We start from the raw sequence: 25,802 nt of genomic DNA on the forward strand, positions 1-25,802 counted from the left end.
TGCGCTTTTTGCACACATGTCGGACGCTGCACGCGCTGCTGACGCCCATTGCCGAGGAAAAGATGACCGAGAAACCCGCCCTCAAACCCAAGGATGCCCCTGATCTGTCTCGGTTCGACTGGCGCGACCCGTTCCGCCTTGACGATCAGCTGACCGAGGAAGAGCGGATGATGCGCGACGCGGCCCGCGCCTATGCGCAGGAAAAGCTGCAACCCCGCGTCACCCGCGCCTATGAGCGCGAGGAAACCGACCCGCAGATCTTCCGCGAGATGGGCGAGATGGGCCTGCTGGGGGTCACGGTTCCAGAGCAATATGGCGGGCTCGGCGCCTCTTACGTCGCCTACGGCCTTGTCGCGCGCGAGGTCGAGCGTGTGGACAGCGGCTATCGCTCGATGATGTCGGTGCAGTCCAGCCTCGTGATGTATCCGATCTATGCCTATGGCTCGGAAGAGCAGCGGATGAAGTATCTGCCGAAACTGGCCAGTGGCGAATTCATCGGCTGCTTCGGCCTGACCGAACCCGACGCGGGTTCCGACCCGGCAGGCATGAAGACCGTGGCCCGCAAGACTGCCAGCGGCTATGTGCTGAACGGGTCGAAGATGTGGATCTCGAACAGCCCGATCGCCGATGTCTTCGTGGTCTGGGCCAAGTCCGAGGCCCATGGCGGCAAGATCCGCGGCTTCGTGCTGGAAAAGGGCATGAAGGGCCTGTCCGCCCCCAAGATCGAGGGCAAACTGTCGCTGCGCGCCTCGATCACCGGCGAAATCGTCATGTCCGATGTCGAAGTGGGCGAGGATGCGCTTCTGCCGCATGTGGAAGGGCTCAAGGGGCCGTTCGGCTGCCTCAACCGCGCGCGCTACGGGATCAGCTGGGGCGTGATGGGCGCGGCGGAATTCTGCTGGCACGCGGCGCTGCAATACGGGCTTGACCGCAAGCAGTTCAACAGGCCGCTGGCCCAGACTCAGCTTTACCAGAAGAAACTGGCCGACATGATGACCGAGATCAGCCTTGGCCTGCAGGGCAGTCTGCGCGTGGGCCGGCTGCTGGACGAGGCGAACGCTGCCCCCGAGATGATCAGCCTGGTCAAGCGCAACAACTGCGGCAAGGCGCTGGACATCGCGCGCATGGCGCGCGACATGCACGGCGGCAACGGCATTTCGCAGGAATTCCAGGTGATGCGTCACATGGTGAACCTGGAAACCGTGAATACCTATGAGGGCACGCATGACGTGCACGCCCTTATCCTGGGCCGCGCCCAGACCGGACTTCAGGCGTTCTTCTGAGCGCCGCGACAGGGAGACTAGAATGAACCACTCCGATACCCTTGCCGCCTGCGGCTTTTCCGATGCCGAGCTGACGGCGGGCGATCTGGTCGTGACCTCGCCGATCGACGGGGCCGAGGTTGCGCGCCTTGCCCAGACCGGCGCGCAGGACATGGCCGCCGTCATCGCCGCTTCGCAGGCCGCCTTCCGCCAATGGCGCGAGGTTCCCGCCCCCCGGCGCGGCGAACTGGTGCGCCTTCTGGGCGAGGAACTGCGCGCCGCGAAAGAGCCGCTGGGCGCGCTGGTCACCCTTGAGGCCGGCAAGATCATCAGCGAAGGCCTGGGCGAAGTGCAGGAGATGATCGACATCTGCGACTTCGCCGTGGGCCTCTCGCGCCAGCTTTACGGCCTCACCATCGCCTCGGAACGCCCCGGTCACCGGATGATGGAGACATGGCACCCGATGGGTCCCTGCGGCGTCATTTCGGCCTTCAACTTCCCGGTGGCGGTCTGGTCGTGGAACGCGGCGCTCGCGCTGGTCTGCGGCGATCCGGTGATCTGGAAACCCTCCGAAAAAACCCCGCTGACGGCCCTCGCGACGATGAAGATCATGCAGCGTGCGCTGGACCGGTTCGGCGATGCGCCCGAAGGGCTGGTGCAGCTTGTCATCGGCGGCCCCGAGGTGGGCGAAGCGCTGGTCGCCTCGAAGGACGTGCCGATCATTTCGGCCACCGGATCGACCCGGATGGGACGGATCGTCGGGCCGAAGGTCGCTGAACGCTTTGGCCGTTCGATCCTCGAACTCGGCGGCAACAATGCGATGATCGTCGCCCCTTCCGCCGATCTGGACATGGCCGTGCGGGCCATCGTCTTTTCCGCCGTCGGCACCTGCGGACAGCGCTGCACCTCGCTTCGGCGGCTGATCGTGCACGAAAGCATCCGCGAGGATCTGGTGGCCCGGCTGGTCAAGGCCTATGCCAGCCTGCCGATCGGCGATCCCCGTGTGGCCGGCACGCTGATCGGCCCGCTGGTTGACGCGGCGGCGCGCGACCGGATGCAGGCGATGCTGGAGCGCGCCCGCGCCGAAGGCGGCACCGTGCATGGCGGCGAAACGGTCGAGGGCGTCACGGGCGGCACCTATGTCACCCCGGCCATCGTCGAGATGCCCGGCCAGACCGACACGGTGCGCGAGGAAACCTTTGCCCCGATCCTCTATGTCCTGAGCTATTCGGATCTGGACGAGGCCATCGCCCTGCAGAACGACGTGCCGCAGGGCCTGTCGTCCTGCATCTTCACGCTGAACCTGCGCGAGGCCGAGACCTTCCTGTCGGCCGTGGGCTCGGACTGCGGCATTGCCAATGTCAACATCGGCCCCTCGGGCGCCGAGATCGGCGGGGCCTTTGGCGGCGAGAAGGAGACCGGTGGCGGGCGCGAAAGCGGCTCGGACGCCTGGAAGGGCTATATGCGCCGCCAGACCAATACGGTGAACTACTCGGCGCAGCTTCCGCTCGCGCAGGGCGTCAAGTTCGACATCTGAAACAATGACCCGACTTTCGGCGGAAGGGCCCCTTTCGGGGCCCTTCTTCCATCGTCGCGCTGCGCGTCATGAGCATCGGCCAGGCATGGTGTTCTGCCGGTTGAGATCAGCAATCATTGCCAGCGATTCATTCAGCGCCTCGACCTCGGCGGCTGCGACTGTGCCTCTGCCGCTTCGGGCACTTGCCCCGCCCGCCGGGCCGATCCGCAGAACCCCTCAGGCAGCGCGATCCAGCGCCGTCACCTCTCCGGGCGCATAGTGGCGGCCGAACTCGGTCGCCATGAACTCGGGCAATTGCACCTGTTCCTGGGCAACGAAACCCTGCCCCGGCAGCTTGCCGCTGCGCACCAGATCCACCGCGCCGCAGACGCCAGCCGCCGTTGTCACCTGAATGGCGCTGAACCTCTGCCCACCGATCATCTGGCCCAGCGACTTGTTCAGGAACGACTGTTCGCGCAGCACCCCGTCGCGCAGCCCGGTTGCGGTGCAGAACACGATCACAACGTCCTGATCCGTGCGCGGCAGCGCCGTTTCAAACACTTCCTTCATCAGGTCGCGGCGACGCTCCAACCCCAGATCGCTCAGCAAAAGGCGCAGGATGTCGCGGTGGCCGGGATAGCGGATCGTGCGATAGGACAGCCGCCGCACCCGGCCCTCCAGCGTTTCGCACAGCGTGCCGAGCCCGCCCGAGGTGTTGAAACATTCGTATTCCGACCCGTCCAGCGCGAAGCGTTCGTGATCCTCCAGCGGCGCGGTCTTGATGCGCTGGCCAGCAACGATCGCATCGCAGGGATTGCAGTATTCGTTGATAAGCCCGTCGGTGGACCAGGTAAGGTTGTATTTCAAGGCATTCGTCGGGAACAGTGGCAGCGCCCCCACCCGCAGAGACAGGGTATCAAGCGCGTCGAACTGCCCCGCAAGATGCGCCCCGACGATACCTACGAAGCCCGGCGCAAGGCCGCATTGCGGCATCAGAACCGTGCCCGCGTCCTGCGCAAGCGCGCGAACGGCTTCGGTGCCGGCGACATCCTCGGTCAGATCGAAGTAATGCGCACCAGCCGCCTTTGCCGCCGCCGCGATGGTGGGCGTCAGGAAGAAGGGCGCGGCACTGATGACGGCATCGAAGCCGGTCAGCACCCTGGCAAGCCCTGCCGGATCGGCGGCATCAACCGCCAGCGTCGGCCAGCCGGCCCCGGCCGCCCGATGAAGCGCCCGCGCATCCTGATCGGCCATGGTGACGCGATAGCGCCCCGAGGCCCCCAGCATCGTGGCGATGCACTGCCCGATATTCCCCGCGCCGACGATACAGATATGCCACATCCCTGCTCTCCTTTGTGGTTTCTGGGATCATGATCTGCCGCATCCCGGCGTTTCGCATCATGCAGAACGCCGGTATGCGTGGCAGAGGCCGGCATTTTGCCGGTCAGCCGCGTCATTATGCCGACGCAACGCGGTGCCCGCTCCGATGGCTTTCAATGCGCGGGCAAGCGGGTTACCACTGCACGACAGGCAGAGCCAGGGAGAGAAGATGACCGAGTTTCCGGTATTTGACGGACATAACGACCTTCTGCTGCATCTCTGGCTGTCAGGAGATCGCGCCGGCGACGGGTTCTTTGACGGCCGCGCCGGCCATCTGGATCTGCCGCGCGCCCGCGCGGGGGGCTTTGCGGGGGGCTTCTTTGCCAGCTGGATCCCCAACCCCGAGGATCTGCCCGAACCCGAAAACCTTGCCGCCGCCGTCAGCTATCCGGGGTTGGAGCCGAACCGCGCCGCCCGGATCAGCCTGCAGATGATGGGCATCCTGCGCCGCATGGAACGTGCCCGCCCCGATGCGCTGCAGGTCTGCACCAGCGCCGCCGACATCGAGGCCGCCCGGTCGCGCGGCGCCATCGCCGCCATCATGCATCTGGAAGGCTGCGAGGGGATCGGCCCCGATCTGGACGAGCTGCACCTGTTCCACGCCGCGGGCCTGCGCTCGCTCGGGCCGGTCTGGGCGCGGGAAACGATCTTTGCCCATGGGGTGCCGTTCCGCTTTGGCGTCACCCCCGATATCGGCCCGGGCCTCACCGACGCCGGCCGCCGGCTGGTGCGGGAATGCGGGGCGCTGGGCATACTGGTAGACCTGAGCCACCTGAACGAGGCCGGGTTCTGGGACGTCGCAAGGATCAGCGACCGCCCGCTGGTGGCCACCCATAGCAATGTCCATGCGCTCTGCCCCATGACGCGCAACCTGACCGACCGCCAGCTTGACGCCATCGCCGAGAGCAAGGGCCTGGTCGGCCTGAACTTTGCCACCAGTTTCCTGCGCGCCGATGGGCGCAAGGATGCCGAGACATCGCTTGACGTGCCGATCGCGCATCTGGCCTACCTGCTGGACAAGCTGGGCGAAGACGGCGTGGCGCTGGGATCGGATTTCGACGGCGCGCAGATCCCTTCGGCCATCGGCTCGGTGGCGGGGCTTCCGGCACTGATCGATGCCATGCGCAAGGCGGGTTTCGGCGACCCGCTGATCCGGCGCATCTGCTGGGACAACTGGCTTGGCCTCATCGGGCGGGTGATTGGCTAGAGTTCTTCGTATACCACGGCATACCTGCCTTTCATACCGCTACGTAATGCGCTAAGGAACCGCCAGACGAGTCATCCAAGCGGAGAGGCACATGACCAAGATCAAGGTAGAGAACCCCGTCGTCGAGCTTGACGGCGACGAGATGACCCGGATCATCTGGGATTTCATCAAGAAGAAACTGATCCTGCCCTATCTGGACATCAACCTCAAATACTACGACCTCGGCATCGAGGAACGCGACCGCACCGATGACCAGATCACCATCGATGCCGCCAATGCGATCAAGCAATATGGCGTGGGCGTGAAATGTGCCACCATCACCCCGGACGAAGCCCGGGTCGAGGAATTCGGCCTCAAGCAGATGTGGCGCTCGCCCAACGGGACGATCCGCAACATCCTGGGCGGCGTGATCTTCCGCGAACCGATCATCTGCAAGAACGTGCCGCGCCTTGTGCCCGGCTGGACACAGCCGATCGTCGTGGGCCGCCACGCCTTCGGCGACCAGTATCGCGCCACCGATTTCCGCTTTCCGGGCAAGGGCAAGCTGACGATCAAGTTCGTCGGCGAGGATGGCACGGTGATCGAGAAGGAAGTGTTCGACGCGCCCGGCGCCGGTGTGACCATGGCGATGTACAACCTCGACCAGTCGATCATCGACTTTGCCCGCGCCTCGATGAACTATGGTCTGGTCAAGGGCTGGCCGGTCTATCTCTCGACCAAGAACACCATCCTCAAGGCCTATGACGGCCGCTTCAAGGACCTGTTCCAGAAGGTCTATGACGAAGAATTCGCCGACAAGTTCAAGGCGGCCGGCATCACCTATGAACACCGGCTGATCGACGACATGGTGGCCTCGGCGCTGAAATGGTCGGGCGGCTATGTCTGGGCCTGCAAGAACTATGACGGCGACGTGCAGTCGGATACCGTGGCGCAGGGTTTCGGCTCGCTCGGCCTGATGACCTCGGTGCTGATGACGCCGGATGGCAAGACGGTCGAGGCCGAGGCCGCGCATGGCACCGTGACCCGTCACTACCGTCAGCACCAGCAGGGCAAGGAGACCTCCACGAACTCGATCGCGTCGATCTATGCCTGGACGGGCGGGCTGAAGCACCGCGCCACGCTGGACAACAACGAGGCGCTGATGACCTTCGCCAACACGCTTGAACGCGTGACGGTGCAGGCGGTCGAGGACGGTTTCATGACCAAGGACCTCGCGCTGCTGGTCGGCCCGGATCAGAAATGGCTCACCACGATGGGCTACCTGGAAAAGGTGGACGAATATCTGAACAAGGCGCTTGCTGGCTGACAGGCCCGCGCCATCCCGGAGCGCAACGCCCGGGACCAGAATGCACAGGCGCGCCCTCGGGCGCGCCTTTTCTGTCGCCCCATCCCCACCTCGGTGCAGAACGCGTGCACAAGGGCCACGCGGGCCGGTCATGCCTCGCGACCGCGCAGATGCGCGGCGGCCCGGCCGGTGGAACCGCAACGACCCGGGCGGGGCAACGGGCGTCCGGCCCCTCTGCGCCGGCGGCAGAGGCGGCGTGGTCGCCCGGACGCCCGAATGCAGGGTTCCTGTGACAAAAGGCCACTGGAATCCCGCGCGGCTTCGGTGCATTGGCAGGCCATGACCGAACCGCAGAAAACCGCGCGACATTCCTGGCTGGACGACATGCAGGGCCTTCTGTTCGGCGTCACCATGTGCGCCTTCGGCCTGGCGATCCTGACCGAGGCGGGATTCGTCACCGGGCAGACGGCGGGGCTTGCGGTGCTGATCGGCTATGCGACGGGCTGGGATTTCGGCCCGGTGTTCTTCGCGATCAACCTGCCGTTCTACGCGCTCGCGCTGCGGCGCATGGGGCTGCGCTTCACGCTCAAGACCTTTGCCGCCGTGGCGCTCCTGTCGGTGCTGACCACGCTCCTGCCCCGGATGATCGCCTTCGAACACCTGTCGCCCGCTGCGGCGGCGGTGCTGTTCGGACTGGTTTCGGGGGCCGGGCTGCTTGCGCTGTTCCGGCATGGGGCAAGCCTGGGCGGCGTCGGCATCGTGGCGCTGTATCTTCAGGATCGCACCGGTTTTCGCGCGGGCTACGCGCAGCTTCTGTTCGACATCATGGTCTTTGGCGCCGCCCTTCTGGTGATGGAACCGGCGGCAGTGGGCTGGTCGCTCCTGGGGGCGGCGGTGCTCAATCTCGTGATCGCTGTCAATCACCGCCGGGACCGCTATATCGCGACCTGAGCCCGTTGGGGCTGGATTTTGCGGGCATTCTCGGATAATCGCGGCGGCGCAGCATAAAAGGCAGACCCTATGGACCTTCGCAATATCGCGATCATCGCGCACGTTGACCACGGCAAAACAACCCTGGTGGACGAGCTTCTGAAACAATCCGGTGCGTTTCGCGACAATCAGGCCGTGGCCGAGCGGGCAATGGATTCGAACGATATCGAGCGCGAGCGCGGCATCACGATCCTTGCGAAATGCACCTCGCTCGAATGGGGCGGCAAGCGGATCAACATCGTCGATACCCCCGGCCACGCCGATTTCGGCGGCGAGGTCGAACGCATCCTGAACATGGTCGATGGCGTGGTGCTGCTGGTCGATGCTGCCGAAGGCCCGATGCCGCAGACGAAATTCGTGACCTCCAAGGCGCTGGCGCTGGGGCTGCGCCCGATCGTGGTGCTGAACAAGGTCGACAAGCCCGATGCCGAACCCGACCGCGCGCTGGATGAGGTGTTCGACCTTTTCGCCAACCTTGGTGCGACGGACGAACAGCTTGATTTTCCGGTGCTTTACGCCTCGGGCCGGTCCGGCTGGGCGGATGAGGAACTGGACGGCCCGCGCAAGGATCTTTCGGCGCTTTACGATCTGGTGGTGCGCCATGTGCCGGAACCGAAGCAGATCGCGCACCGGTCCGAGCCCTTCCGGATGCTGGCCACAACGCTTTCCGCCGACCCGTTCATCGGCCGCATCCTGACCGGCCGTGTCGAGAGTGGCACGCTCAAGGTCGGCGAAACGCTCAAGGCGCTGTCGCGCGACGGCGAGCGGATCGAGCAGTTCCGCGTGACCAAGATCCTCGCTTTCCGCGGTCTGGGCCAGCAGCCCATCGACGCCGCCGAAGCGGGCGACATCGTGACCATCGCCGGCATGAGCAAGGCGACCGTGGCCGACACGCTCTGCGCGCCCGAGATCGACGTGCCGCTGCCGGCGCAGCCGATCGACCCGCCGACCATCTCGGTCACCTTCGGCATCAACGATTCGCCCCTGGCCGGCAAGGACGGCAACAAGGTGCAGTCGCGCGTCATCCGCGACCGCCTGATGAAGGAAGCCGAGGTCAACGTCGCGATCAAGATCAGCGACACCCCCGGCGGCGAGGCCTTCGAGGTCGCGGGCCGCGGCGAATTGCAGATGGGCGTGCTGATCGAGAACATGCGCCGCGAAGGGTTCGAGCTGTCGATCTCGCGCCCGCGCGTTCTGTTCCGCGAGGAAGACGGCCAGCGGCTGGAGCCGATCGAGGAAGTCACCATCGACGTGGATGACGAATATTCCGGCGCGGTGATCGAGAAACTGACCGGCGCGCGCAAGGGCGACCTGGTCGAGATGAAACCCGCAGGCGCCGGCAAGACCCGGATCATCGCCCATGTGCCCTCGCGCGGGCTGATCGGCTATCACGGCGAGTTCCTGACCGACACGCGCGGCACCGGCGTCCTGAACCGCGTGTTCCACGAATGGGCGCCGCACAAGGGGCCGATCCAGGGCCGCCGCCAGGGCGTGCTGATCTCGATGGAGAACGGCGTTTCGGTGGGCTATGCGCTCTGGAACCTCGAGGAGCGCGGCAAGCTGTTCATCGGCGCGCAGGAACAGGTCTATGAGGGGATGATCATCGGCGAACATTCCCGCGACAACGACCTTGAGGTGAACCCGCTCAAGGGCAAGAAGCTCACGAACATCCGCGCCTCCGGCACGGATGAGGCGGTGCGGCTGACGACCCCGGTGCGGTTCAGCCTGGAAGAGGCCATCGCCTATATCGACGATGACGAACTGGTCGAGGTGACGCCCAAGTCGATCCGCCTGCGCAAGCGGTTCCTTGACCCGCATGAACGCAAGCGTCAGGCCAAGGCGGCAAGCTGACAGGAGGGCGGGGGTTTCCCCGCCCTTTTCCGTTCGATCAGCCCGCGGGCTGGGCGCGTTCGACCAGCCGCGCGAAAAAGCTCGCCCCCACCGGCGCAACCTCGTCGTTGAAATCGAAGCCGGGGTGGTGCAATCCCGGCCCCTCCCCCTGCCCGAGGAACAGATAGGCGCCCGGACGCTGTTCCAGCATGTAGGAAAAGTCCTCGGCCCCCATCTCGCGCGAGGCCTCGGCCTCGACCGCTGCGGCGCCCGAGATTTCGCGCGCGACCTCGGCGGCAAAGGCGGCGCGTGAGGGATCGTTGATCGTGGCCGGATAGCCCAGCTGATAATCCAGCCGCGCCGTAACGCCATAGGCGGCGGCGGTGCCCTCGACCAGTTCGGCAAAGCGGCGCTGGACCATTGCCTGCACCTCCTTGTCGAAGGTGCGGATCGTGGCGCAGAACCAGGCCTCGTCGGGGATGACATTGTCGGCGGTGCCCGCATGGATCTGCGTGACCGAGATCACCAGATCCCTGGTCGCCATGTGGTTGCGGCTGACGATGGTCTGCACCGCACTGATCATCGCCAGCGCCGCCACGATCGGATCGGCGGTTTCATGCGGCATGGCGCCGTGACCGCCGCGCCCCGTGACATGGACCCAAGCCGTATCGACTGCAGCCATGATCGGGCCCGGCGTCGTCACGAAATGCCCCGCAGGCGTGTTGGGCGAGGTGTGCAGGGCAAAGACCTGCGTAATGCCGAACCGGTCCAGAACCCCCTCGCGCACCATCACCCCTGCGCCGCCGCCGCCCTCTTCCGCCGGCTGGAAGATCAGCGCGACCCGACCCGAGAAGTTGCGGGTTTCCGCCAGATACCGCGCAGCGCCCAGCAGCATCGTCACATGGCCGTCGTGGCCACAGGCATGCATTTTCCCCGGCACGGTCGAGGCATGGGGCAGCCCGGTCGCTTCCGACATCGGCAGCGCATCCATGTCGGCGCGCAGACCGATCGTTGGGCCATCGCCCTGCCCGTTGATGATCGCGATGATCCCGGACTCGGCGATCCCGCGATGGATTTCGTCAACGCCGAAACTCTCCAGCCGGGCCGCGATGAAATCGGCCGTCTGGTGGCAGTCGAACTGCAGTTCGGGGTGCTGGTGCAGATGGCGGCGCCAGGTCTTCATCTCCTCCGAGAAATCGGCAATACGGTTGAGAACGGGCATCATGGACTCCTTGGCGCTTTCCCGGGATTGTGCCGCCAGATGACCGCAAAACGGAAGGCGCCGCAATGACCATCGATCCCGCCACCCTGCCCGATGCGCCCCTGCCCCGGCTTCTGGCCATCATGGCGGCGCTGCGCGATCCCGCCAGGGGGTGCCCCTGGGATATCGAACAGGATTTCGCCTCGATCGCGCCCTATACGATCGAAGAAGCCTATGAAGTGGCCGATGCGATCGAACGCCGGGACTGGCCGGCGCTTGAGGGCGAACTGGGCGATCTGCTGCTGCAGGTCGTCTATCACGCCCAGATGGGTGCCGAGGCCGGGCTGTTCGATTTCGACAGCATTGCCGCGGCGACCAATGCCAAGATGATCGCCCGCCACCCGCATGTGTTCGGCACGGCCAACCGCGACAAGAGCGCGGCCGATCAGGTCGCCGACTGGGAGGCGATCAAGGCCGCGGAACGCGCCGCATCGCAGGAAAAGGGCGTGCTTGACGGCGTGGCGCTTGGGCTTCCCGCGCTGATGCGGGCGGTCAAGCTGCAGCGCCGGGCGGCGCGGGTGGGCTTCGACTGGCCCGATGCCGCGCAGGTTCTGGACAAGATCGCCGAGGAAACCCGCGAACTGGTCGAGGCACGCGACAGCCTTGGCCCCGAGGCCCGCGAAGAGGAATTCGGCGACCTTCTGTTCGTCATGGCCAATCTGGCGCGACACCTGGACATCGACCCCGAAGTCGCGCTGCGCCGCGCCAATGACAAGTTCACCCGCCGCTTCGGCGCGGTCGAATCTGCCCTGGCCGCGACGGGCCGAACCCCGGCCCAATCCACGCTTTCCGAGATGGACAGCCTCTGGGATGCGGCAAAACGCGCCGAGAAAAAGGCGGGCTCCTAATCCTGATAAAAGGAATCATGATTGACGAAAGCAAATTTGTCGGGTTTAAGCGCGACAGGATTTGTTAGATCATTCTGGAGGAGTATCATGACTCTGCGTTCCGTTCTGCTGGGCTCTGCCCTTGCTGCCGTTGCCATTCCGGCGCTGGCCGATGAGGTCAATGTCTATACCACGCGTCAGGCCTTCCTGATCGAGCCCGTGGTCGAGGCCTTCACCGAGGCGACCGGCATCACCGTCAACCTCTCCTATATCGAGTCGGGTCTCGTCGAGCGCCTGACCGCCGAGGGCGAACGTTCGCCGGCCGACCTGGTGCTGACCGTCGATATCGCCAACCTGCAGCAGATCGTCGATGCCGACGTCCTGCAACCGATCGACAACGACGTGCTGAAGGCCGCGGTGCCCGAGCATCTGCGCAGCCCTGACGACCTCTGGTATGCGCTGACCACCCGCGCCCGCGTGGTCTATGCCCACAAGGACCGCGTTGCCGAGGGTGAAGTCACCACCTACGAGGATCTGGCCGACGAGAAATGGCGCGGCCGCATCTGCACCCGCCCCGGCGTGCACAACTACAACCTCGCGCTGCTGGCCGCCGTCATCGCCCATCACGGCGAAGAAGCCGCACGCGACTGGGCCGAGGGGCTGAAAGCCAACCTCGCCCGCAAGCCGGAAGGCAACGACCGTCAGCAGGTGCGGGCCGTCTGGGCCGGCGAATGCGACATCGCGCTGGCGAACACCTATTACATGGGCGCGATGCTGGCCGATGACGAACAGCGCGCCTGGGCCGAAAGCGCACGGATCGTGTTCCCGACCTTCGAGGATGGCGGCACGCATCTGAACGTTTCGGGCGTGGCGATGACCAAGGCGGCGCCGAACCACGATGCAGCGATCCAGTTCCTCGAATACATGGTCTCGCCCGAAGCACAGGCCATCTATGCCGAGCTGAACCACGAATACCCGGTGCTCGAAGGCGCGGCGCGCTCGGAACTGGTTGCAAGCTGGGGCGAACCCGCGTTCGACACCCATGACCTGACGGAAATCGCGCGCAACCGCGCGGCAGCCCTGCGGATCATGGAAGAGGTCGATTTCGACGGCTGACCCGCCGCGGAACCGTCGGGAAGGGGCCGTCATCCGGCCCCTTCCGCCTTTTGCAAACCACCCGCCTGTTGCCCCGGTGGAACTGCGGCGCTGACCTTGGCCTGCGTGCCGCGGCCGGAGCTGTGCCGCGCCGCATGTCGGGACGATGGTGATTGGCGATCTCATGCGTCACCGGCGATGCACGCCGGATGCTCTCGGCGCGCGGGCTTCGCCGGCCTGCTCCCGGATCGGTCGGATCGCGCATTTGGCCATGGCGCCCTGCCGGGGGTGGTGCAGCGTGCTGATGCCCTGCTGCGCCCGTCGCCGTGAGACTGCACAGGCAAGCGAAGGGCGCGCTGTCGCCGCGATCCGCGCCTCGCCATTCGGCGCCACAGGGGCGCGCGGGACAGGAACGCCGCCATCACGCCAGGACCTGATCGCGCCGCCGGGCCGGCGCTGCCTCCGGTGCGGGGCTGGAGTCGGTGCGGCGCTGCCGCCGGTGCGGGGCTGGAGCCGGCCGTCTCTCGCCTCCGCCAGCCCTGGCTTACACCTCTCATGAAGGCCCGGAGCGTGATCGGCCCGCCGCCGATCAAGAAGCCGCCGATCGAGAAACCGTCGTCTGGCGCGGCGGCCATCGCGGGCCCGGACTGCCCTTGTCACCCCGAGCGCCCTCGCGGCAGGGGTCGGCAGGGCGCTGCTCCGGGTTGACTGCGGTATGCGTGCCGGATCCTCGTTCCCTTGGGGGCACGCCGCTTCCGACCTGTGGCAAGCGCAGCCGCGGCCGATCCGGTCGTCCGCCGCCGGGCCGGGACACGCGGACTCGCCAGCAGGCCGGACAGCCCCGTCGCGCAGGCAGGAGCCAGCGTGCCCCTCCAGCCTCACCGGAAGGTGCCGGAAGCTCGCGGCCCGCCGCGCCGCCAATGCGGCCGCGCTCTCTTGTGACCGCCCCTGCGCCGGGGTATGAGGTTGGAAACGGAGGCTTTCATGTCCGCACCCACCCCCGCTGCAGAACGGCCGCAGCTTTACCTCATCACACCGCCGGCGTTCGATCCGGCCCCTTTTGCCGACCAGCTTGCCGCAGTGCTTGACGGGGCTGAAATCGCCTGCATCCGCCTTGCCCTTGCCACCCGCGACGAGGATGCGGTGGCGCGGGCTGCCGATGCGCTGCGCGATGTTGCCCATGCCCGCGACGTGGCGCTGGTGATCGAGAGCCATGTGCTGATGGTTGAACGGCTTGGCCTGGACGGCGTGCATCTGACCGACGGCGCCCGCAACCTGCGCAAGGTGCGCAAGGATCTGGGCGAGGATGCGATCGTCGGCGCCTATTGCGGCATCACGCGCCACGACGGCATCAATGCGGCCGAGGCTGGCGCCGATTACGTCGCCTTCGGGCCGGTGGGCCGCACCCCGCTGGGGGCCGGCGAAACCGCCCCGGACGACCTGTTCCAGTGGTGGTCCGAGATGATCGAGGTGCCGGTGGTGGCCGAAGGCGCGCTGAGTGTCGAGGATGTGGCCCGGCTGGCACCGATGACGGATTTCTTTGCCTTCGGCGAAGAGATCTGGCGCAGCGAGGATCCGCTTTTGGCGCTCAGGGCGCTGGTTGCGCCGCTGGGATAGCCCCCATGCCGCTGCGCACCGCCATTTCGCAATGGGCGGCAAGGGCCTTGCGATCCGCGAAATCCCCCACCCGCACCGGCGGGTGGAACACCACATCCACCCGTCCCTGCCGGGGCTGCGCCAGCACGGCCAGCAGATGCGGCCCCAGCGCCATGTCACCCCACCAGCCATAGAAGCGCGGATCGGCCCCTTCGGGCGCCTGATACCGCACCGAGACCGGCTGAACATGCAGGATCTCGGCCAGGCCATGGGTGAAGAAGGCCGCGAACAGCGTCGTCTTGAACGGCAGCACCCGCTGGCCGTCGGTACTTGTGCCTTCGGGGAAGAACAGAAGCTTGTGGCCGGCCCGCAGACGCGCCTCGAACAGTTCCTTCTGCAACCGCGCCTCGCGGCCATTGCGGTTGATGAACACGGTTCCGGTGGCCCGCGCCAGCCAGCCGATGCCCGGCCAACCCGCAACCTCGGCCTTTGACACGAAATAGACCCGCTGCGGCGCGTTCAACGTGAAGATGTCCAGCCACGAGGCGTGGTTGGCCACCACCGCGCCCTTTTCCTGCATCGGACGGCCATGCGTGCGCAGATGCAGACCAAGGATCACGAAGGCGCTGCGACAGACGAACTGGGTGATATGCGGCGTGATCGGCCGGCGCAGGCCGAACAGCGGGCGTTCGACCAGCCGAAGCGCAAGCAGCAGCACGAGACAGCCATAGGTGACAAGCAGCAGCGCCGCCCCGCGCCAGATCACCCTCAACCAGCCCATCGGCGGAATGCGACAGGGTGTCGGGGCCGCCTCGGAATGCCAGGTGCTCACACGCGGGCCTCTTGCTTGCGCATGTAGAAGCCGCGGTGCTTTTCCGACATGACCCGTGTGTCCATCAGCAGGCAGACATCGGTGGTATTGAAATCGTGATCCACGAAGGCACCGTCGCCGACAAAGCCGCCAAGCCGGATATAGGCCTTGATCAGCGCGGGCGTCAGGCGCATCGCCTCGCGCCGGTCGATCTGGTCGTCGGGCAGCAGGTCCATCGGCTGATAATGCGCCTCCTGCGCCCGGACCCGCAAGCTGTCCGGCGCGAGGTGGAACCGGTGAAGATAGCTTAGCGGCTGGCGCAGCGCCGCGATGTCGGTGCCGTGGAAACTGGCCACACCGAACAACACCTCGATCTCGCGCCGCAGGACATAGTCTGCCAGGCCGTTCCACAGATGGAACATCGCCGTGCCGCCACGATAGTCGGCATGAACGCAGGACCGGCCCAGTTCCAGCAGCCGCCGCCCCGAGGCGCGCAGCGGCCCAAGGTCATATTCGGTTTCGCTGTAATACCGGCCCAGGGCTTCGGCGCGATCGCAGGGCAACAGCCGATAGACCCCGACCACATGGTCAAGCCGCGCCGCATCACGCCGGCGGTCGATCAGCACCAGATGGTCATAGAACGGATCGTACCTGTCGCGCTCCAGCCGGTTCGCGTGATCGACAAGGTCGCCGTCGCCGCCAAGCTCGGTCACGAAGACGTCGTAGCGCAGCCGCTGCGCCGCCAGCACGTCCTGTTCCTCGGTGGCCAGTTTCAGTTCGAAATGGGGATCGGTCGGGGTCATCAACTCGCGGTTCTGCGGGGGCGCCGGGCTCTCGCGGTTCTAGGGGTCACGCAGCAAATATGCAACTGAAAGCAACAATGATGAAGACGGGCGGGTCCCAGCATGGCGCGGTTAACGTTTTGTTTATCAATATTACGGATCAAGAACCAACAGCAACTCAACCCTGCGGCCGTCAATGACAACCTTTCCCTGATGCTCGAAGTTCACGGTGATCCGTCCGGCGATGTTCGACTGCACCTGTCCCAGGCCCCAGTCGGGGCGGGCGGGATGGCGGACAAACATCCCCGGTTCCAGGATCGCGTTCATTCCCCCCATCATCTCTCCTGTTCCGGACGATATTCCATGACGGTTGCCCCTGATCTGAGCGCCCTGCTCGCCTCGCGTATCTGCCACGACCTTATCAGCCCTCTGGGCGCGATCGGCAATGGCCTGGAACTGATGCGGATGGCCGGCACGACAAGGGGCCCCGAGGCGGACCTCATCGCCGAAAGCGTCCTGAGCGCCAGCGCCCGGATCCGTTTCTTCCGTGTGGCCTTCGGCGCGGCGGCACTCGGGCAGCGGATGGGCCGGCCCGAGATCCTGTCGATCCTTGCCGACATGACCGCCGGCAGCCGGCTCCGGATCGACTGGCAGCCGATGGGCGACCTGCCGCGCCACGAGGTGCGCCTGGCCTTCCTGCTGTTGCAATGCCTTGAAACCGCCATGCCCTATGGCGGCGCGATCACCGTCACCTGCGAAGGCGGGATGTGGGAAATGACGGGGCTGGCGCCGCGGCTGCGGATCGAGACCGATCTCTGGGACGGGCTCGAGGATCCGTCGCTTGCGCCGCCGCCGGCAGCGGCACAGGTGCATTTCGCCCTGGTTCCGCCGGAACTGCGCGCCCAGGGTCGAAGCCTGCGGGTCGAGACCACCGAAACCCGGATCCGGCTGCGCTACTAGCGCCTTTCGGGCAAGGTGGTTCATTCCCGGGCTCGGGTGGATCGACGGCCGTCAGGCCCGGTCCGGCCCTGAACTCGGCGGCGGACAGCATGAGAGGCGTGCCGCCGATCAGCGCCTCGGGCTGCATGGACATAGCGGGCCGCGCGGGGGTGGGCGATCTGCGCCAGTGACGGCTGTTGCTGCCCTGGCCGGATCGTCTGGCGGCGGCGTGCGCGATCCTGCGGTTCATCCGCGCGGCTTGGCCATTGGTCTGGAAATGGTTCAGTGCGGCCCGGTCGCGGGGATCAGGGCCGCACGGTTCCGTTTCCGGTCACCAGATACTTGAAGCTGGTCAGCTGCTCGGCGCCCACCGGGCCGCGGGCGTGCAGCTTGCCGGTGGCGATACCGATTTCCGCGCCCATGCCGAACTCGCCGCCATCCGCGAACTGGGTCGAGGCATTGCGGATCAGGATCGCGCTGTCGAGCCGGGTAAAGAACCGGTCCGCCGTGGCGTCATCCTCGGTCAGGATCGCCTCGGTATGCTGCGAGCCATAGCGACGGATATGGGCAATTGCCGCGTCCACGTCCGCCACCACCTCGGCGGCAATGATGCGGTCAAGGAACTCGCGGCCAAAGTCCTCGGCATCGGCCGGAACCACGCCGGGCAGATGCTGCAGACCCGGCCCGCCGCGCACCTCGACGCCGGCAGCCACCAGATCCGCGATGATCTGCGCGCCCAGCCCGTCCACGATGTCACGGTGCAGCAGAAGGCATTCGGCCGCGCCGCAGATCCCGGTGCGCCGGGTCTTGGCGTTCAGAACCACCGCCCGCGCCTTCTGCGGATCGGCAGCCACATCGACATAGACATGGCAAATGCCCTCCAGATGGGCAAAGACCGGCACGCGCGCTTCCGCCTGAACCAGGCCCACCAGCCCCTTGCCGCCGCGCGGCACGATCACGTCGATCACCCCGACCATCCGCAGCATTTCCGTTACCGCCGCCCGATCGCGCGTCGGCACAAGCTGGATCGCATCTTCGGGCAGGCCTGCGGCACGCAAGCCGTCGCGCAGGCAGGCATGAATTGCCGCCGAGGAATGGAAGCTTTCCGACCCGCCCCGCAGGATCACCGCATTCCCGGCCTTGAGACACAGCGCACCGGCGTCGGCGGTCACGTTGGGACGGCTTTCATAGATCACGCCGACAACCCCCAGCGGCGTGCGGACACGACGGATATGCAGCCCGTTCGGCCGGTCCCAGGCGGCGATGTCCTGCCCCACCGGATCCGGCTGGGCCGCAACGGCGCGCAGACCTTCGACGATGGAGGCAATCCGGCCCTCATCCAGCAGCAGCCGGTCCATCATCGCGGCCGAAAGGCCCTTGTCGCGGCCAAAGGCCAGATCGCGCGCATTCGCCTCGATGATCTGCCCGCGCGCGTCCCAGACCGCCGCCGCCGCCGCGTCGAGCGCGGCGCGTTTGGCCTCCGAAGGGGCATAGGCCAGTTCCGCAGCCGCAGCCTTGGCCCGCAGCCCCATCGCCCGCATCGTTTCCTCGATCTCGCTCATCGTTTCCTCACAGCACCATGTCGTCGCGGTGGATCAGCGCCGCCCGGCCGGGATAGCCCAGAACCGCCTCGATCTCGGCGGATCGGCGCCCGGCGATGGCGCGCGCCTCGTCCCCGGTATAGCGGGCAAGCCCCTTGCCCAGGGTCTCGCCCCCCGCGCCCAGGATCGCGACCGGCTCGCCGCGACCGAAATCACCGCTGACGGCCAGCACCCCGGCGGGCAGCAACGACCGGCCCTGACGCAGCGCGGCCTCGGCGCCCGCATCGACGCGGATCGTGCCCTTTTCCTTCATCGCCGCAATCCAGCGCTTGCGCGCCACCTGCGGATCGGCCTGGGCGGTGAACCAGGTGCAGGCAGCCCGCCCCTCGGCCAGGGCCAGCAGCGGCCGCGAAACCGAGCCCTCCATGATCGCCATGGCGCAGCCGCCGCGCACCGCCGTCTTGGCGGCAAGCAGCTTGGTCTTCATCCCGCCCTTGGAGAGGCCGGAGATCGGATCGCCCGCCATTGCCTCGATCGCCGGGGTGATCTCCTCGATCAGATCGAAGCGGCGGGCGGTCGGATCTTCCTTGGGATTGGCGGAATAGAACCCGTCCACATCCGACAGAAGCACCAACTGGTCGGCACCGACCGTTACCGCAACCTGCGCCGCAAGCCGGTCATTGTCGCCAAAGCGGATTTCATCGGTGGCGACAGTGTCGTTTTCATTGACGATCGGCACCACGCCAAGGCCCAGCAACGTCTGCAACGTGGCCCGGCTGTTGAGATAGCGGCGCCGGTCCTCGGTATCTTCGAGCGTCACAAGCACCTGCGCGGTGGTGATGCCATGGGGGGCAAGCACCTCTTCATAGGCGCGGGCCAGCCGGATCTGCCCGACCGCGGCCGCCGCCTGGCTTTGCTCAAGCGCGAGCGGCCCCGGCGGCAGGCCCAGCACCCCGCGCCCCAGCGCGATGGACCCCGAAGACACCAGCACCACATCCGCGCCGCCGGCCTTCAGCGCCGCGACATCCGCCGCAAGATCGCGCAGCCAGTCGTTGCGCAGCCCCGTTGTCCGATCGACCAGCAGCGCCGAGCCGATCTTGACCACCAATCGCCGCGCATCGGCGATCCTTGGTGTCAGGGTTGCCAAGGCGCATCCTCCTCGGGGGCGGCACGGTCCCGGGCGATCTCGGCCTGGATCGCGCGCAGCACATCCTGGATGCCCTCGCCGGCGACGCCCGAGATCAGGAACACCTTGCCGCCCGATGCCGCCTCAAGTGCCGCCTTCTTCTCGGCGCGCTCTTCCTCGTCCAGCGCGTCGATCTTGTTCAGCGCGGTGATCCGCGGCTTGCGGGCAAGCGCCTCGGCATAGGCCTCCAGTTCGCCGATGATCACCCGATAATCGTGCACAACATCCTCGGCGGTGCCATCGACCAGATGCAGCAGCACGGAACAGCGTTCGACATGGCCAAGGAACAGATCACCCAGCCCCCGCCCTTCGGACGCCCCCTCGATCAGGCCGGGGATATCGGCCATGACGAATTCCTTGCCGTCGATCCCCACCACACCGAGGTTCGGATGCAGGGTGGTGAAGGGATAATCCGCGATCTTGGGCCGTGCATTCGATGTCGCGGCAAGGAAGGTCGATTTGCCGGCATTCGGCAGGCCCAGAAGTCCCGCATCAGCGATCAGCTTGAGCCGGAGCCAGATGGTGCGCTCTACCCCCTCCTGCCCCGGATTGGCGCGGCGCGGTGACTGGTTGGTGGCGGATTTGAAATGCAGGTTGCCCCAGCCGCCATTGCCCCCGCGGGCCAGCAGAACGCGCTGGCCGGGTTCGGTCAGGTCGGCGATCAGCGTCTCTTCGTCCTCATCCAGGATCTCGGTGCCCACGGGAACGCGCAGGATGATGTCATCGCCGGATTTCCCGGTCATCTGCCGCCCCATGCCGGGCTGGCCGGATTTCGCGAAGAAATGCTGCTGGAAACGGAAATCGATGAGGGTGTTCAGCCCCTCCACCGCCTCGGCCCAGACCGAGCCGCCGTTGCCGCCGTCACCGCCATCGGGGCCCCCGAATTCGACGAACTTTTCGCGGCGGAAGCTGACGCAACCCGAACCGCCGCCGCCCGAACGGATATAGACCTTGGCCAGATCGAGGAACTTCATGTCATGCCGCCTTGTATTCTTTCCTTGTCAGCCGATAGAGCCAAATCGCCGCCGGCTCAACCCTCGCCGCCGAGGAATGCGTTGCCGCACCGGTTTTCCGGAAGCCGATGCGTTCCAGAAGCCGCGCCGAGGCGGGATTGTCCTGAAAGACCTCCGCCCCCAGCGCGGGCATGGGATAGTGTCGAAACAGCGCATCGACAAAGCCGTGCACCGCTTCCGCGCCCAGTCGCTGCCCGGCTTCGACGGGATCAAGGAAATAGAAGATCGAGGGCTCATCGCCCGCCCCCACGCCGATCGAGCCGATGAAACGGCCCGCACGCGTGATCGCCAGCCGGAACGGCGGCGCCCCGTGAAAGGCCGTCGCCTCGATGAAGGCGCCGGCTGCGGCAAGCGTCCAGTCCGGCGGGAAGACGAACAGCATCCGCCCGACCTCAGGCCGTGTGACGATGCGGCGCAGATCGCCTGCATCATCGGCCACCATCGGGCGCAGAAGCAGGCGATCCGTCGCAATCAGCATCGGTCAGTCAAGCTTGCGCAGATAGGTCCAGGTGGGAACCATCGCGCCGCGCGCCACGCTGAAGGCCTCGGCATCGCCCAGATAGACGAAACCGGCATTGGTCAGCACCCGGGCGGAACCGGGATTATCCTGAAACACCTGTGCGAACATCGTCTTGTTGCCCAGGGGGTTCGCCGCGACGATCGCCTGCACTGCCTCCGAGGCATAGCCGGTGTTCCACAGCGCCGGGGCGACCCAATAGCCGATCTCGGCCTGCGCACGGTCCAGCCGCGACAGTGACACAAGGCCCAGAAGCTCGGACCCGCCGTGCGCCGAACCGTCCAGCGCCCAGACCGCCTGCGCCCCGTCACCCGACATGGCCCGCGCCACGAAGGCTTCGGCCGCGCCCGGGGGATAGGGATGCGGGATCGAGGTTGTCTGCGTCGCAACCCGGCGATCCGCGCCATACATGGCAATCGGGCCGGCATCGGATCGGCGCAGGGGGCGCAGAACAAAACGTTCGGTCGGAACGACCGGCAGATCGGCTTCAAGCCGCGGCGTTATCAGTGTCATGCCTTCCCTCCTCGGGGCCGCCCGGCCGTATGGCCTGTGCCCCGCCTTTCTTGAAGATGGCGATAACCCGCCTGCCGCGCAAGCGGCCCCGGGCATCTTCTGGTCAACCCCGTTACCGGATAACCGGTTAACATCCGGCAAACGAAACGGGGGGCCGGCTGAGCAGCCGACCCCCCGATACATGAACTTTGTAAAGGTTCGGCTTACTCCGCAGCCTCCGCAACCGGGAGGACCGAAATGAATGTGCGGCCCTTGAGGCCCTTGTGGAAGGTCACATTGCCTTCGGTCACGGCGAAGATCGTGTGATCCTTGCCCATGCCGACGCCCTGGCCCGGCCACCACTTGGTGCCGCGCTGACGCACGATGATGTTGCCCGGGATGACCGACTGGCCCCCGAAAAGCTTCACGCCGAGGCGACGACCGGCCGAGTCGCGGCCGTTACGGGATGAACCGCCAGCTTTCTTGTGTGCCATATCGTGTTACTCCTGCGCTTCGGCCGCGGGTTTCTTCTTCGCGGCGCGTTTCGGTTTTGCCGGCGCCTCTTCGGCAACCGGAGCCGCCGGGGCGGCATTTGCCGGGGCCGAACCCGCGGCTGCCTTGACGCCGGTCGCATCCGCGCCCGAGGTCAGGATGTCGGTCACGCGCAGCAGCGTCAGCTTCTGGCGGTGGCCCTTGGTGCGCTGCGACGAATGCTTCCGGCGGCGCTTGACGTAGTGGATGACTTTCTCACCCTTGATCTGGTCGATCACTTCGGCCTGCACGGCAGCGCCCGACACCAGCGGGGCACCGACCGTCAGCTCATCGCCGCCGACCATCAGAATCTCGTTGAACTGGATCTTCTCGCCAGCTTCGGCAGCAAGCTTTTCCACGCGCAGGACGTCACCCGCCTGCACCCGGTATTGTTTGCCACCTGTCTTGAGGACCGCGAACATCGGCCTTTTCCTTCTCTGCTCCGCGTCCTGCGGCCCCCGTTTCCGGGCGTTTGCGCCAAGCGCCTTCGGACAGCGCGCCCCGAGGGGCGTAATCGATATGACCCGCCAGGGCACCATGCCGAGTCGGGAACCCGCTATATCGGGCAAGGCGTGCGCCCTGTCAAGCTTTGCTCAGATGTCCTGACTGCTGACGAACCGGCCCGTCGCCACGCCCAGATCCCGCGAGATCATCGTGAACAACCCGTCGAAGGCGGTGAACAGCGCCCGGTTCAGCCGCCGCCCCGCAGCCCCTTCCGAGAAGGCGATATAATCCTCCAGCGCGGCATCCTCCAGCGGCTGATAGGCAAGCGCGAGATAGGAATAGAGCCATTCGCCGGTTTCCTCTCGGATCACGGGTTCCTGGGACCAGACATCGGCCAGGATGTCGGTCTCGCTCATGTCGAAGCCGATGGCGTCGGCCTCGACCATGCCGTAATAGAAGGCGAGGTTCGAGTTCAGCGCCCCGGTCACGTTCTGCTCGACCAGATCGTTGGCGGTGACGAAGCGGTCGATCAGATCCAGCCGCGGGCTTTCCTCGGCCAGCAGCTCGTAGAAGTGATCGCGGCTCTGGGCATCCACGGCCTCGTCCAGCATCGCGCGGCGGGCGGACAGTTCGAGGCTCACGATCTGCTGGCCCTGCGCCGAGCCGAAGAAGGCCGCGATCTCGCCCGTCTCGGCGGCGCCGTCAAGCTCGGCGGTGAAACTGTCGATGAACCGGCTCTGCATGCGCTCGAGGTCATAGATCCGCGCAACCGTTTCGCGCCAGCGGGCGCCGCCCTGTCCGGGAAACATCTCGGCTTCCAGATCGGCACCATAGCCGATCCCCTCCTCCCGCATGATGGCGATCACCTCGTCAAGGCGCAGCAGCGCCGCGATCTCGGCCGCCGTGGCGACCTCATCCGCCTGCTGGGCAGCAACCGGCGCAGCCCCGACAAGCGAGAGAGCGAAAGCCATGGGCAGAAGTGACGAAGGCGGCCTTGAAAACATGATGATCCTGTGGGACGGGCGTTTCCTTAATGCTAGTGCCGCCCCCAGGCAAAGCCAAGCGCCCTGCAAAAAAACTAACGTGAAGCGGGGCACCGCCGCCGGCACCGGAACGAAGCGGAACGCGCGGCGCAGGCGGTGACGGCGCGCCCTGCCCGGGCAGCCGCGGCGCGGCATGAACCCGGTCGCCCGCCGCGACCAGCATGACCGCTTCGGGGCCTGGCGCCCCCGGGCCAGTGCCCGGGTCGGGTAAATGCATCCACATGCGCCAGACGGCCCTCGGCGACAGCTGAGCGGAGGCTTGCCCCGCTGCCCCCCCTTGCAGGCTGATCTTAAGGATGCGTGATGGCCCGGATCCTGGCGTCGGCGGGCGTCCGGAACCGGCCATCCCTCCGAAAGAGAGTCCATCAACTGGACAATTCCATGCCAGAAACGCTAGGCTTAGTTAATTATTAACGATCGCTCGTTTTCAATCGCCGGCCGGCCGTATTGTGGTCTTTTGCGTCGGTTTTGGGTAACAGATTATGGCCGGGGGCCGCTGCTTGTTTTTCTCATGTTGATTTTGACCCGGAATACAGATGCTCGGTCATCTTGAAGCCATCATTCATGCCACCGACGTGCGGAAGGTCTGGGAGCTTCACCAATGCCGGATGGCGCATTACGGCTTTGACCGGCTGCTCTATGGCTATACCCGCTTCCGCTCGCGTCACTTCCTGGGCGATCCGAAGGATCTGGTGGTCCTTTCGAATCTGCCGTCCGACTATCTCGAACACTATATCAACGGCGGCCTTTATCGGCAGGCGCCCGCCGTGCAATGGGCGACCGCCAATGTCGGCGCCCTGAGCTGGCGGATCATCAAGGAACATCATGCGACCGGCGCGCTCACCCCTGAACAACGTCAGGTGGTAGAGTTCAACCACAGGCACGGAATCCTTGCCGGATACACGATCAGCTTCCACGACATCTCGCTGCGCGCCAAGGGGGCGATCGGCCTGATTGCCCGCCCGGGCATGACTCAGGATGATGTGGAGGCGGTCTGGCAGGTGCATGGGCGGGAAATAACCCTTCTGAACGATATCACGCACATGCGTATCGCCACCCTGCCCGTCATCTGCCCGGATCGCGCCTTGACCCGGCGACAGCGCGAAGTGCTGGAATGGGTCGGCGAAGGCAAGACGACCCAGGATATCGCCACGATCATGGGCCTGACGGTAACGACGGTGGAGAAACACCTGCGTCTTGCGCGCGAGATCCTGGACGCAGGCACGACGGCCCAGGCCCTGCTCAAGGCCGTGCTTCAGAACCAGATCTATGTGTTCTCTCCGCTCGGCGCCAGGCCAGAGCGCAACGGCAAGAAGCCGCAGGAATGCCGAAGCCCGTTATGGGCCGTCCCCGGCAGCGCGTGAGAGGGCAGCGCTGGCCCGTGCGGCCCGCAGGGGCGGGACGCTCCCTGGATGCCGGCCTTGGGCTGACGGCGCTGCATGCCACCGGATTAAGGATCAGGTAAGGAATACCGCACTACCAAAGTATGCCTGGCCGATCCAAAAGAGGGATGTTCCGTGAGTGGTGGCTTAACGGGACCAAGAGGCCGGACATCCTTGCAATTACAAGGGAAAGGTTTCTTCCGGTAACCCGGGGTCGGCGCGCGGGCCTTATTGGTCGGCTTACGCGCGCCGGCGGAGTTGACAAGTAACAGGGTACGAGTGCCCCAGGCGCGTCCAGAAGGACGCGCGCTTGGGGTTACGTCTTCGGGCCGGTCCGGCAGGCGCGGCATGAGAATGGCTGCGTCTGCCCGCCGCCCGCGGCCGTGACCCTGCACGAGCGCCTTCTGCCGTCTCCAAACCTGCCGCGGGCGCCGCATCGACCGCGCGTCGGGCGCGATCCCGGACAGCGGCGCACATGGATGCTGCCCGGCCAACAGCGCGTGGCGTCGAAGCGGCCAGCCGCGACCATGACAAGGAACCGCTCTGCCTTGAACCGGACGTGCGGCTTTCTGCTCCGGGGCGTCCTCGGGCAGGACGGCGGCGCCCGCGGCCTCGGTGCTGTCTGCCTCGGCCGACCACCGTGCGCGGTTTCCGCAGGCTGTCCGTCTCGGTCAGGCGTGTCCGGTCCGGGGGCACGGCAGGCGCGACGGCCTGGCCCATGCGGCCGATACGGCGCCAGATCTGCGCGCGACGAACAGCCCGAACGCCGTCGCGGGCGTGAAGCGGCACGCGCCCGTCCGATCGCCGAGAAACCGGTCTGCTTCGGCATCATGCATCCGATCGGCCAAGGCGGCCAGGGCGCGGCGTGTAGC

23 protein-coding genes and 1 pseudogene are annotated in these 25,802 nt (G+C 66.2%); 11 read left to right on the forward strand and 13 right to left on the reverse strand.

Annotation, left to right across the window (positions count from 1 at the left end; translation table 11 throughout):
* The first annotated feature begins 62 nt into the window (after positions 1-62).
* Positions 63-1,283, forward strand: a complete 1,221-nt coding sequence (locus ACFQXB_RS12015) for an acyl-CoA dehydrogenase (RefSeq protein ID WP_377403878.1) — start codon at positions 63-65, stop codon at positions 1,281-1,283.
* 22 nt (positions 1,284-1,305) lie between these two features.
* A complete protein-coding gene (gene amaB, locus ACFQXB_RS12020) occupies positions 1,306-2,799 on the forward strand; it encodes an L-piperidine-6-carboxylate dehydrogenase (protein ID WP_377403881.1) in 1,494 nt (497 codons plus the stop codon).
* Positions 2,800-3,015: 216 nt separating this feature from the next.
* Here the strand turns inward: amaB and ACFQXB_RS12025 are convergent, their stop codons facing one another.
* Positions 3,016-4,119, reverse strand: a complete 1,104-nt coding sequence (locus tag ACFQXB_RS12025) for a saccharopine dehydrogenase family protein (RefSeq protein ID WP_377403884.1) — start codon at positions 4,117-4,119, stop codon at positions 3,016-3,018.
* 208 nt (positions 4,120-4,327) lie between these two features.
* On the opposite strand from ACFQXB_RS12025, the gene ACFQXB_RS12030 reads away from it, so the two are divergent.
* The 4 genes from ACFQXB_RS12030 to typA all read left to right on the forward strand — a co-directional run bounded on the left by ACFQXB_RS12030 (position 4,328) and on the right by typA (position 9,491).
* Positions 4,328-5,365, forward strand: coding sequence for a dipeptidase (locus ACFQXB_RS12030; protein WP_377403888.1), 1,038 nt, complete (start codon positions 4,328-4,330; stop codon positions 5,363-5,365).
* Between the two features lie 91 nt (positions 5,366-5,456).
* On the forward strand, positions 5,457-6,671 hold the full coding sequence (locus tag ACFQXB_RS12035) for an NADP-dependent isocitrate dehydrogenase (protein WP_377403891.1): 1,215 nt from the start codon (positions 5,457-5,459) through the stop codon (positions 6,669-6,671).
* 318 nt (positions 6,672-6,989) lie between these two features.
* Positions 6,990-7,601, forward strand: coding sequence for a YitT family protein (locus ACFQXB_RS12040; RefSeq protein WP_377404581.1), 612 nt, complete (start codon positions 6,990-6,992; stop codon positions 7,599-7,601).
* Between the two features lie 69 nt (positions 7,602-7,670).
* On the forward strand, positions 7,671-9,491 hold the full coding sequence (typA, locus tag ACFQXB_RS12045) for a translational GTPase TypA (protein WP_377403894.1): 1,821 nt from the start codon (positions 7,671-7,673) through the stop codon (positions 9,489-9,491).
* Between the two features lie 37 nt (positions 9,492-9,528).
* Here the strand turns inward: typA and ACFQXB_RS12050 are convergent, their stop codons facing one another.
* Positions 9,529-10,692 carry a M20 aminoacylase family protein gene (locus ACFQXB_RS12050; RefSeq protein WP_377403897.1) on the reverse strand — a complete coding sequence of 388 codons (1,164 nt, stop codon included), beginning with the start codon at positions 10,690-10,692 and terminating at the stop codon, positions 9,529-9,531.
* Positions 10,693-10,757: 65 nt separating this feature from the next.
* Here ACFQXB_RS12050 and mazG point away from each other — a divergent pair, with 65 nt between their 5' ends.
* The 3 genes from mazG to ACFQXB_RS12065 all read left to right on the forward strand — a co-directional run bounded on the left by mazG (position 10,758) and on the right by ACFQXB_RS12065 (position 14,270).
* Positions 10,758-11,579, forward strand: coding sequence for a nucleoside triphosphate pyrophosphohydrolase (gene mazG / locus ACFQXB_RS12055; protein ID WP_377403900.1), 822 nt, complete (start codon positions 10,758-10,760; stop codon positions 11,577-11,579).
* 87 nt (positions 11,580-11,666) lie between these two features.
* The gene (locus tag ACFQXB_RS12060) at positions 11,667-12,674 is read left to right on the forward strand and encodes a Fe(3+) ABC transporter substrate-binding protein (RefSeq protein WP_377403903.1); all 1,008 of its coding nucleotides are present in this window, start codon (positions 11,667-11,669) and stop codon (positions 12,672-12,674) included.
* 963 nt (positions 12,675-13,637) lie between these two features.
* Positions 13,638-14,270, forward strand: a complete 633-nt coding sequence (locus tag ACFQXB_RS12065) for a thiamine phosphate synthase (RefSeq protein ID WP_377403906.1) — start codon at positions 13,638-13,640, stop codon at positions 14,268-14,270.
* Here the strand turns inward: ACFQXB_RS12065 and ACFQXB_RS12070 are convergent.
* The 3 genes from ACFQXB_RS12070 to ACFQXB_RS12080 form a co-directional block, all read right to left on the reverse strand.
* Entirely contained in the window at positions 14,242-15,081 is an 840-nt protein-coding gene (locus ACFQXB_RS12070) for a lysophospholipid acyltransferase family protein (protein WP_377403909.1), read from the reverse strand. The two genes, ACFQXB_RS12065 and ACFQXB_RS12070, sit on opposite strands and share 29 nt — an antisense overlap.
* On the reverse strand, positions 15,078-15,863 hold the full coding sequence (locus ACFQXB_RS12075; protein ID WP_377403912.1) for a GNAT family N-acetyltransferase: 786 nt from the start codon (positions 15,861-15,863) through the stop codon (positions 15,078-15,080). The genes ACFQXB_RS12070 and ACFQXB_RS12075 overlap by 4 nt, the downstream gene beginning before the upstream one ends.
* A 132-nt stretch (positions 15,864-15,995) precedes the next feature.
* Complete coding sequence (locus ACFQXB_RS12080) at positions 15,996-16,178, reverse strand: DUF3553 domain-containing protein (protein WP_377403915.1); 183 nt, start codon at positions 16,176-16,178, stop codon at positions 15,996-15,998.
* Between the two features lie 27 nt (positions 16,179-16,205).
* On the opposite strand from ACFQXB_RS12080, the gene ACFQXB_RS12085 reads away from it, so the two are divergent.
* Positions 16,206-16,802, forward strand: coding sequence for a histidine phosphotransferase family protein (locus ACFQXB_RS12085; RefSeq protein ID WP_377403918.1), 597 nt, complete (start codon positions 16,206-16,208; stop codon positions 16,800-16,802).
* A gap of 284 nt (positions 16,803-17,086) precedes the next feature.
* Here the strand turns inward: ACFQXB_RS12085 and ACFQXB_RS12090 are convergent, their stop codons facing one another.
* The 8 genes and pseudogenes from ACFQXB_RS12090 to ACFQXB_RS12125 all read right to left on the reverse strand — a co-directional run bounded on the left by ACFQXB_RS12090 (position 17,087) and on the right by ACFQXB_RS12125 (position 23,476).
* Positions 17,087-18,343 (reverse strand): glutamate-5-semialdehyde dehydrogenase, encoded by a 1,257-nt coding sequence (locus ACFQXB_RS12090; protein ID WP_377403921.1) that lies wholly within the window; start codon positions 18,341-18,343, stop codon positions 17,087-17,089.
* 7 nt (positions 18,344-18,350) lie between these two features.
* Positions 18,351-19,460: a glutamate 5-kinase gene (gene proB / locus ACFQXB_RS12095; protein WP_377404584.1), complete on the reverse strand. Its 1,110-nt coding sequence runs from the start codon at positions 19,458-19,460 to the stop codon at positions 18,351-18,353.
* Positions 19,457-20,482 (reverse strand): GTPase ObgE, encoded by a 1,026-nt coding sequence (gene obgE, locus ACFQXB_RS12100; protein WP_377403924.1) that lies wholly within the window; start codon positions 20,480-20,482, stop codon positions 19,457-19,459. Before obgE ends, proB begins: the two co-directional genes overlap by 4 nt.
* A gap of 1 nt (position 20,483) precedes the next feature.
* Positions 20,484-20,999, reverse strand: a complete 516-nt coding sequence (locus tag ACFQXB_RS12105) for a GNAT family N-acetyltransferase (protein WP_377403927.1) — start codon at positions 20,997-20,999, stop codon at positions 20,484-20,486.
* Positions 21,000-21,002: 3 nt separating this feature from the next.
* Entirely contained in the window at positions 21,003-21,551 is a 549-nt protein-coding gene (locus ACFQXB_RS12110; protein WP_377403930.1) for a GNAT family N-acetyltransferase, read from the reverse strand.
* A 203-nt stretch (positions 21,552-21,754) separates the two neighbouring features.
* Positions 21,755-22,024 (reverse strand): 50S ribosomal protein L27, encoded by a 270-nt coding sequence (gene rpmA, locus ACFQXB_RS12115; protein ID WP_377403933.1) that lies wholly within the window; start codon positions 22,022-22,024, stop codon positions 21,755-21,757.
* Between the two features lie 39 nt (positions 22,025-22,063).
* Positions 22,064-22,483 (reverse strand): annotated as a pseudogene (gene rplU / locus ACFQXB_RS12120) (50S ribosomal protein L21); the annotation flags it as partial.
* A gap of 171 nt (positions 22,484-22,654) precedes the next feature.
* Positions 22,655-23,476 (reverse strand): hypothetical protein, encoded by an 822-nt coding sequence (locus ACFQXB_RS12125; protein WP_377403935.1) that lies wholly within the window; start codon positions 23,474-23,476, stop codon positions 22,655-22,657.
* A gap of 608 nt (positions 23,477-24,084) precedes the next feature.
* On the opposite strand from ACFQXB_RS12125, the gene ACFQXB_RS12130 reads away from it, so the two are divergent.
* A complete protein-coding gene (locus tag ACFQXB_RS12130; protein ID WP_377403938.1) occupies positions 24,085-24,912 on the forward strand; it encodes a LuxR family transcriptional regulator in 828 nt (275 codons plus the stop codon).
* Positions 24,913-25,802: the final 890 nt, after the last annotated feature.

The sequence above is a fragment of the Halodurantibacterium daqingense genome, from assembly GCF_042666235.1.
Taxonomy (GTDB): Bacteria; Pseudomonadota; Alphaproteobacteria; order Rhodobacterales; family Rhodobacteraceae; genus Halodurantibacterium; species Halodurantibacterium daqingensis.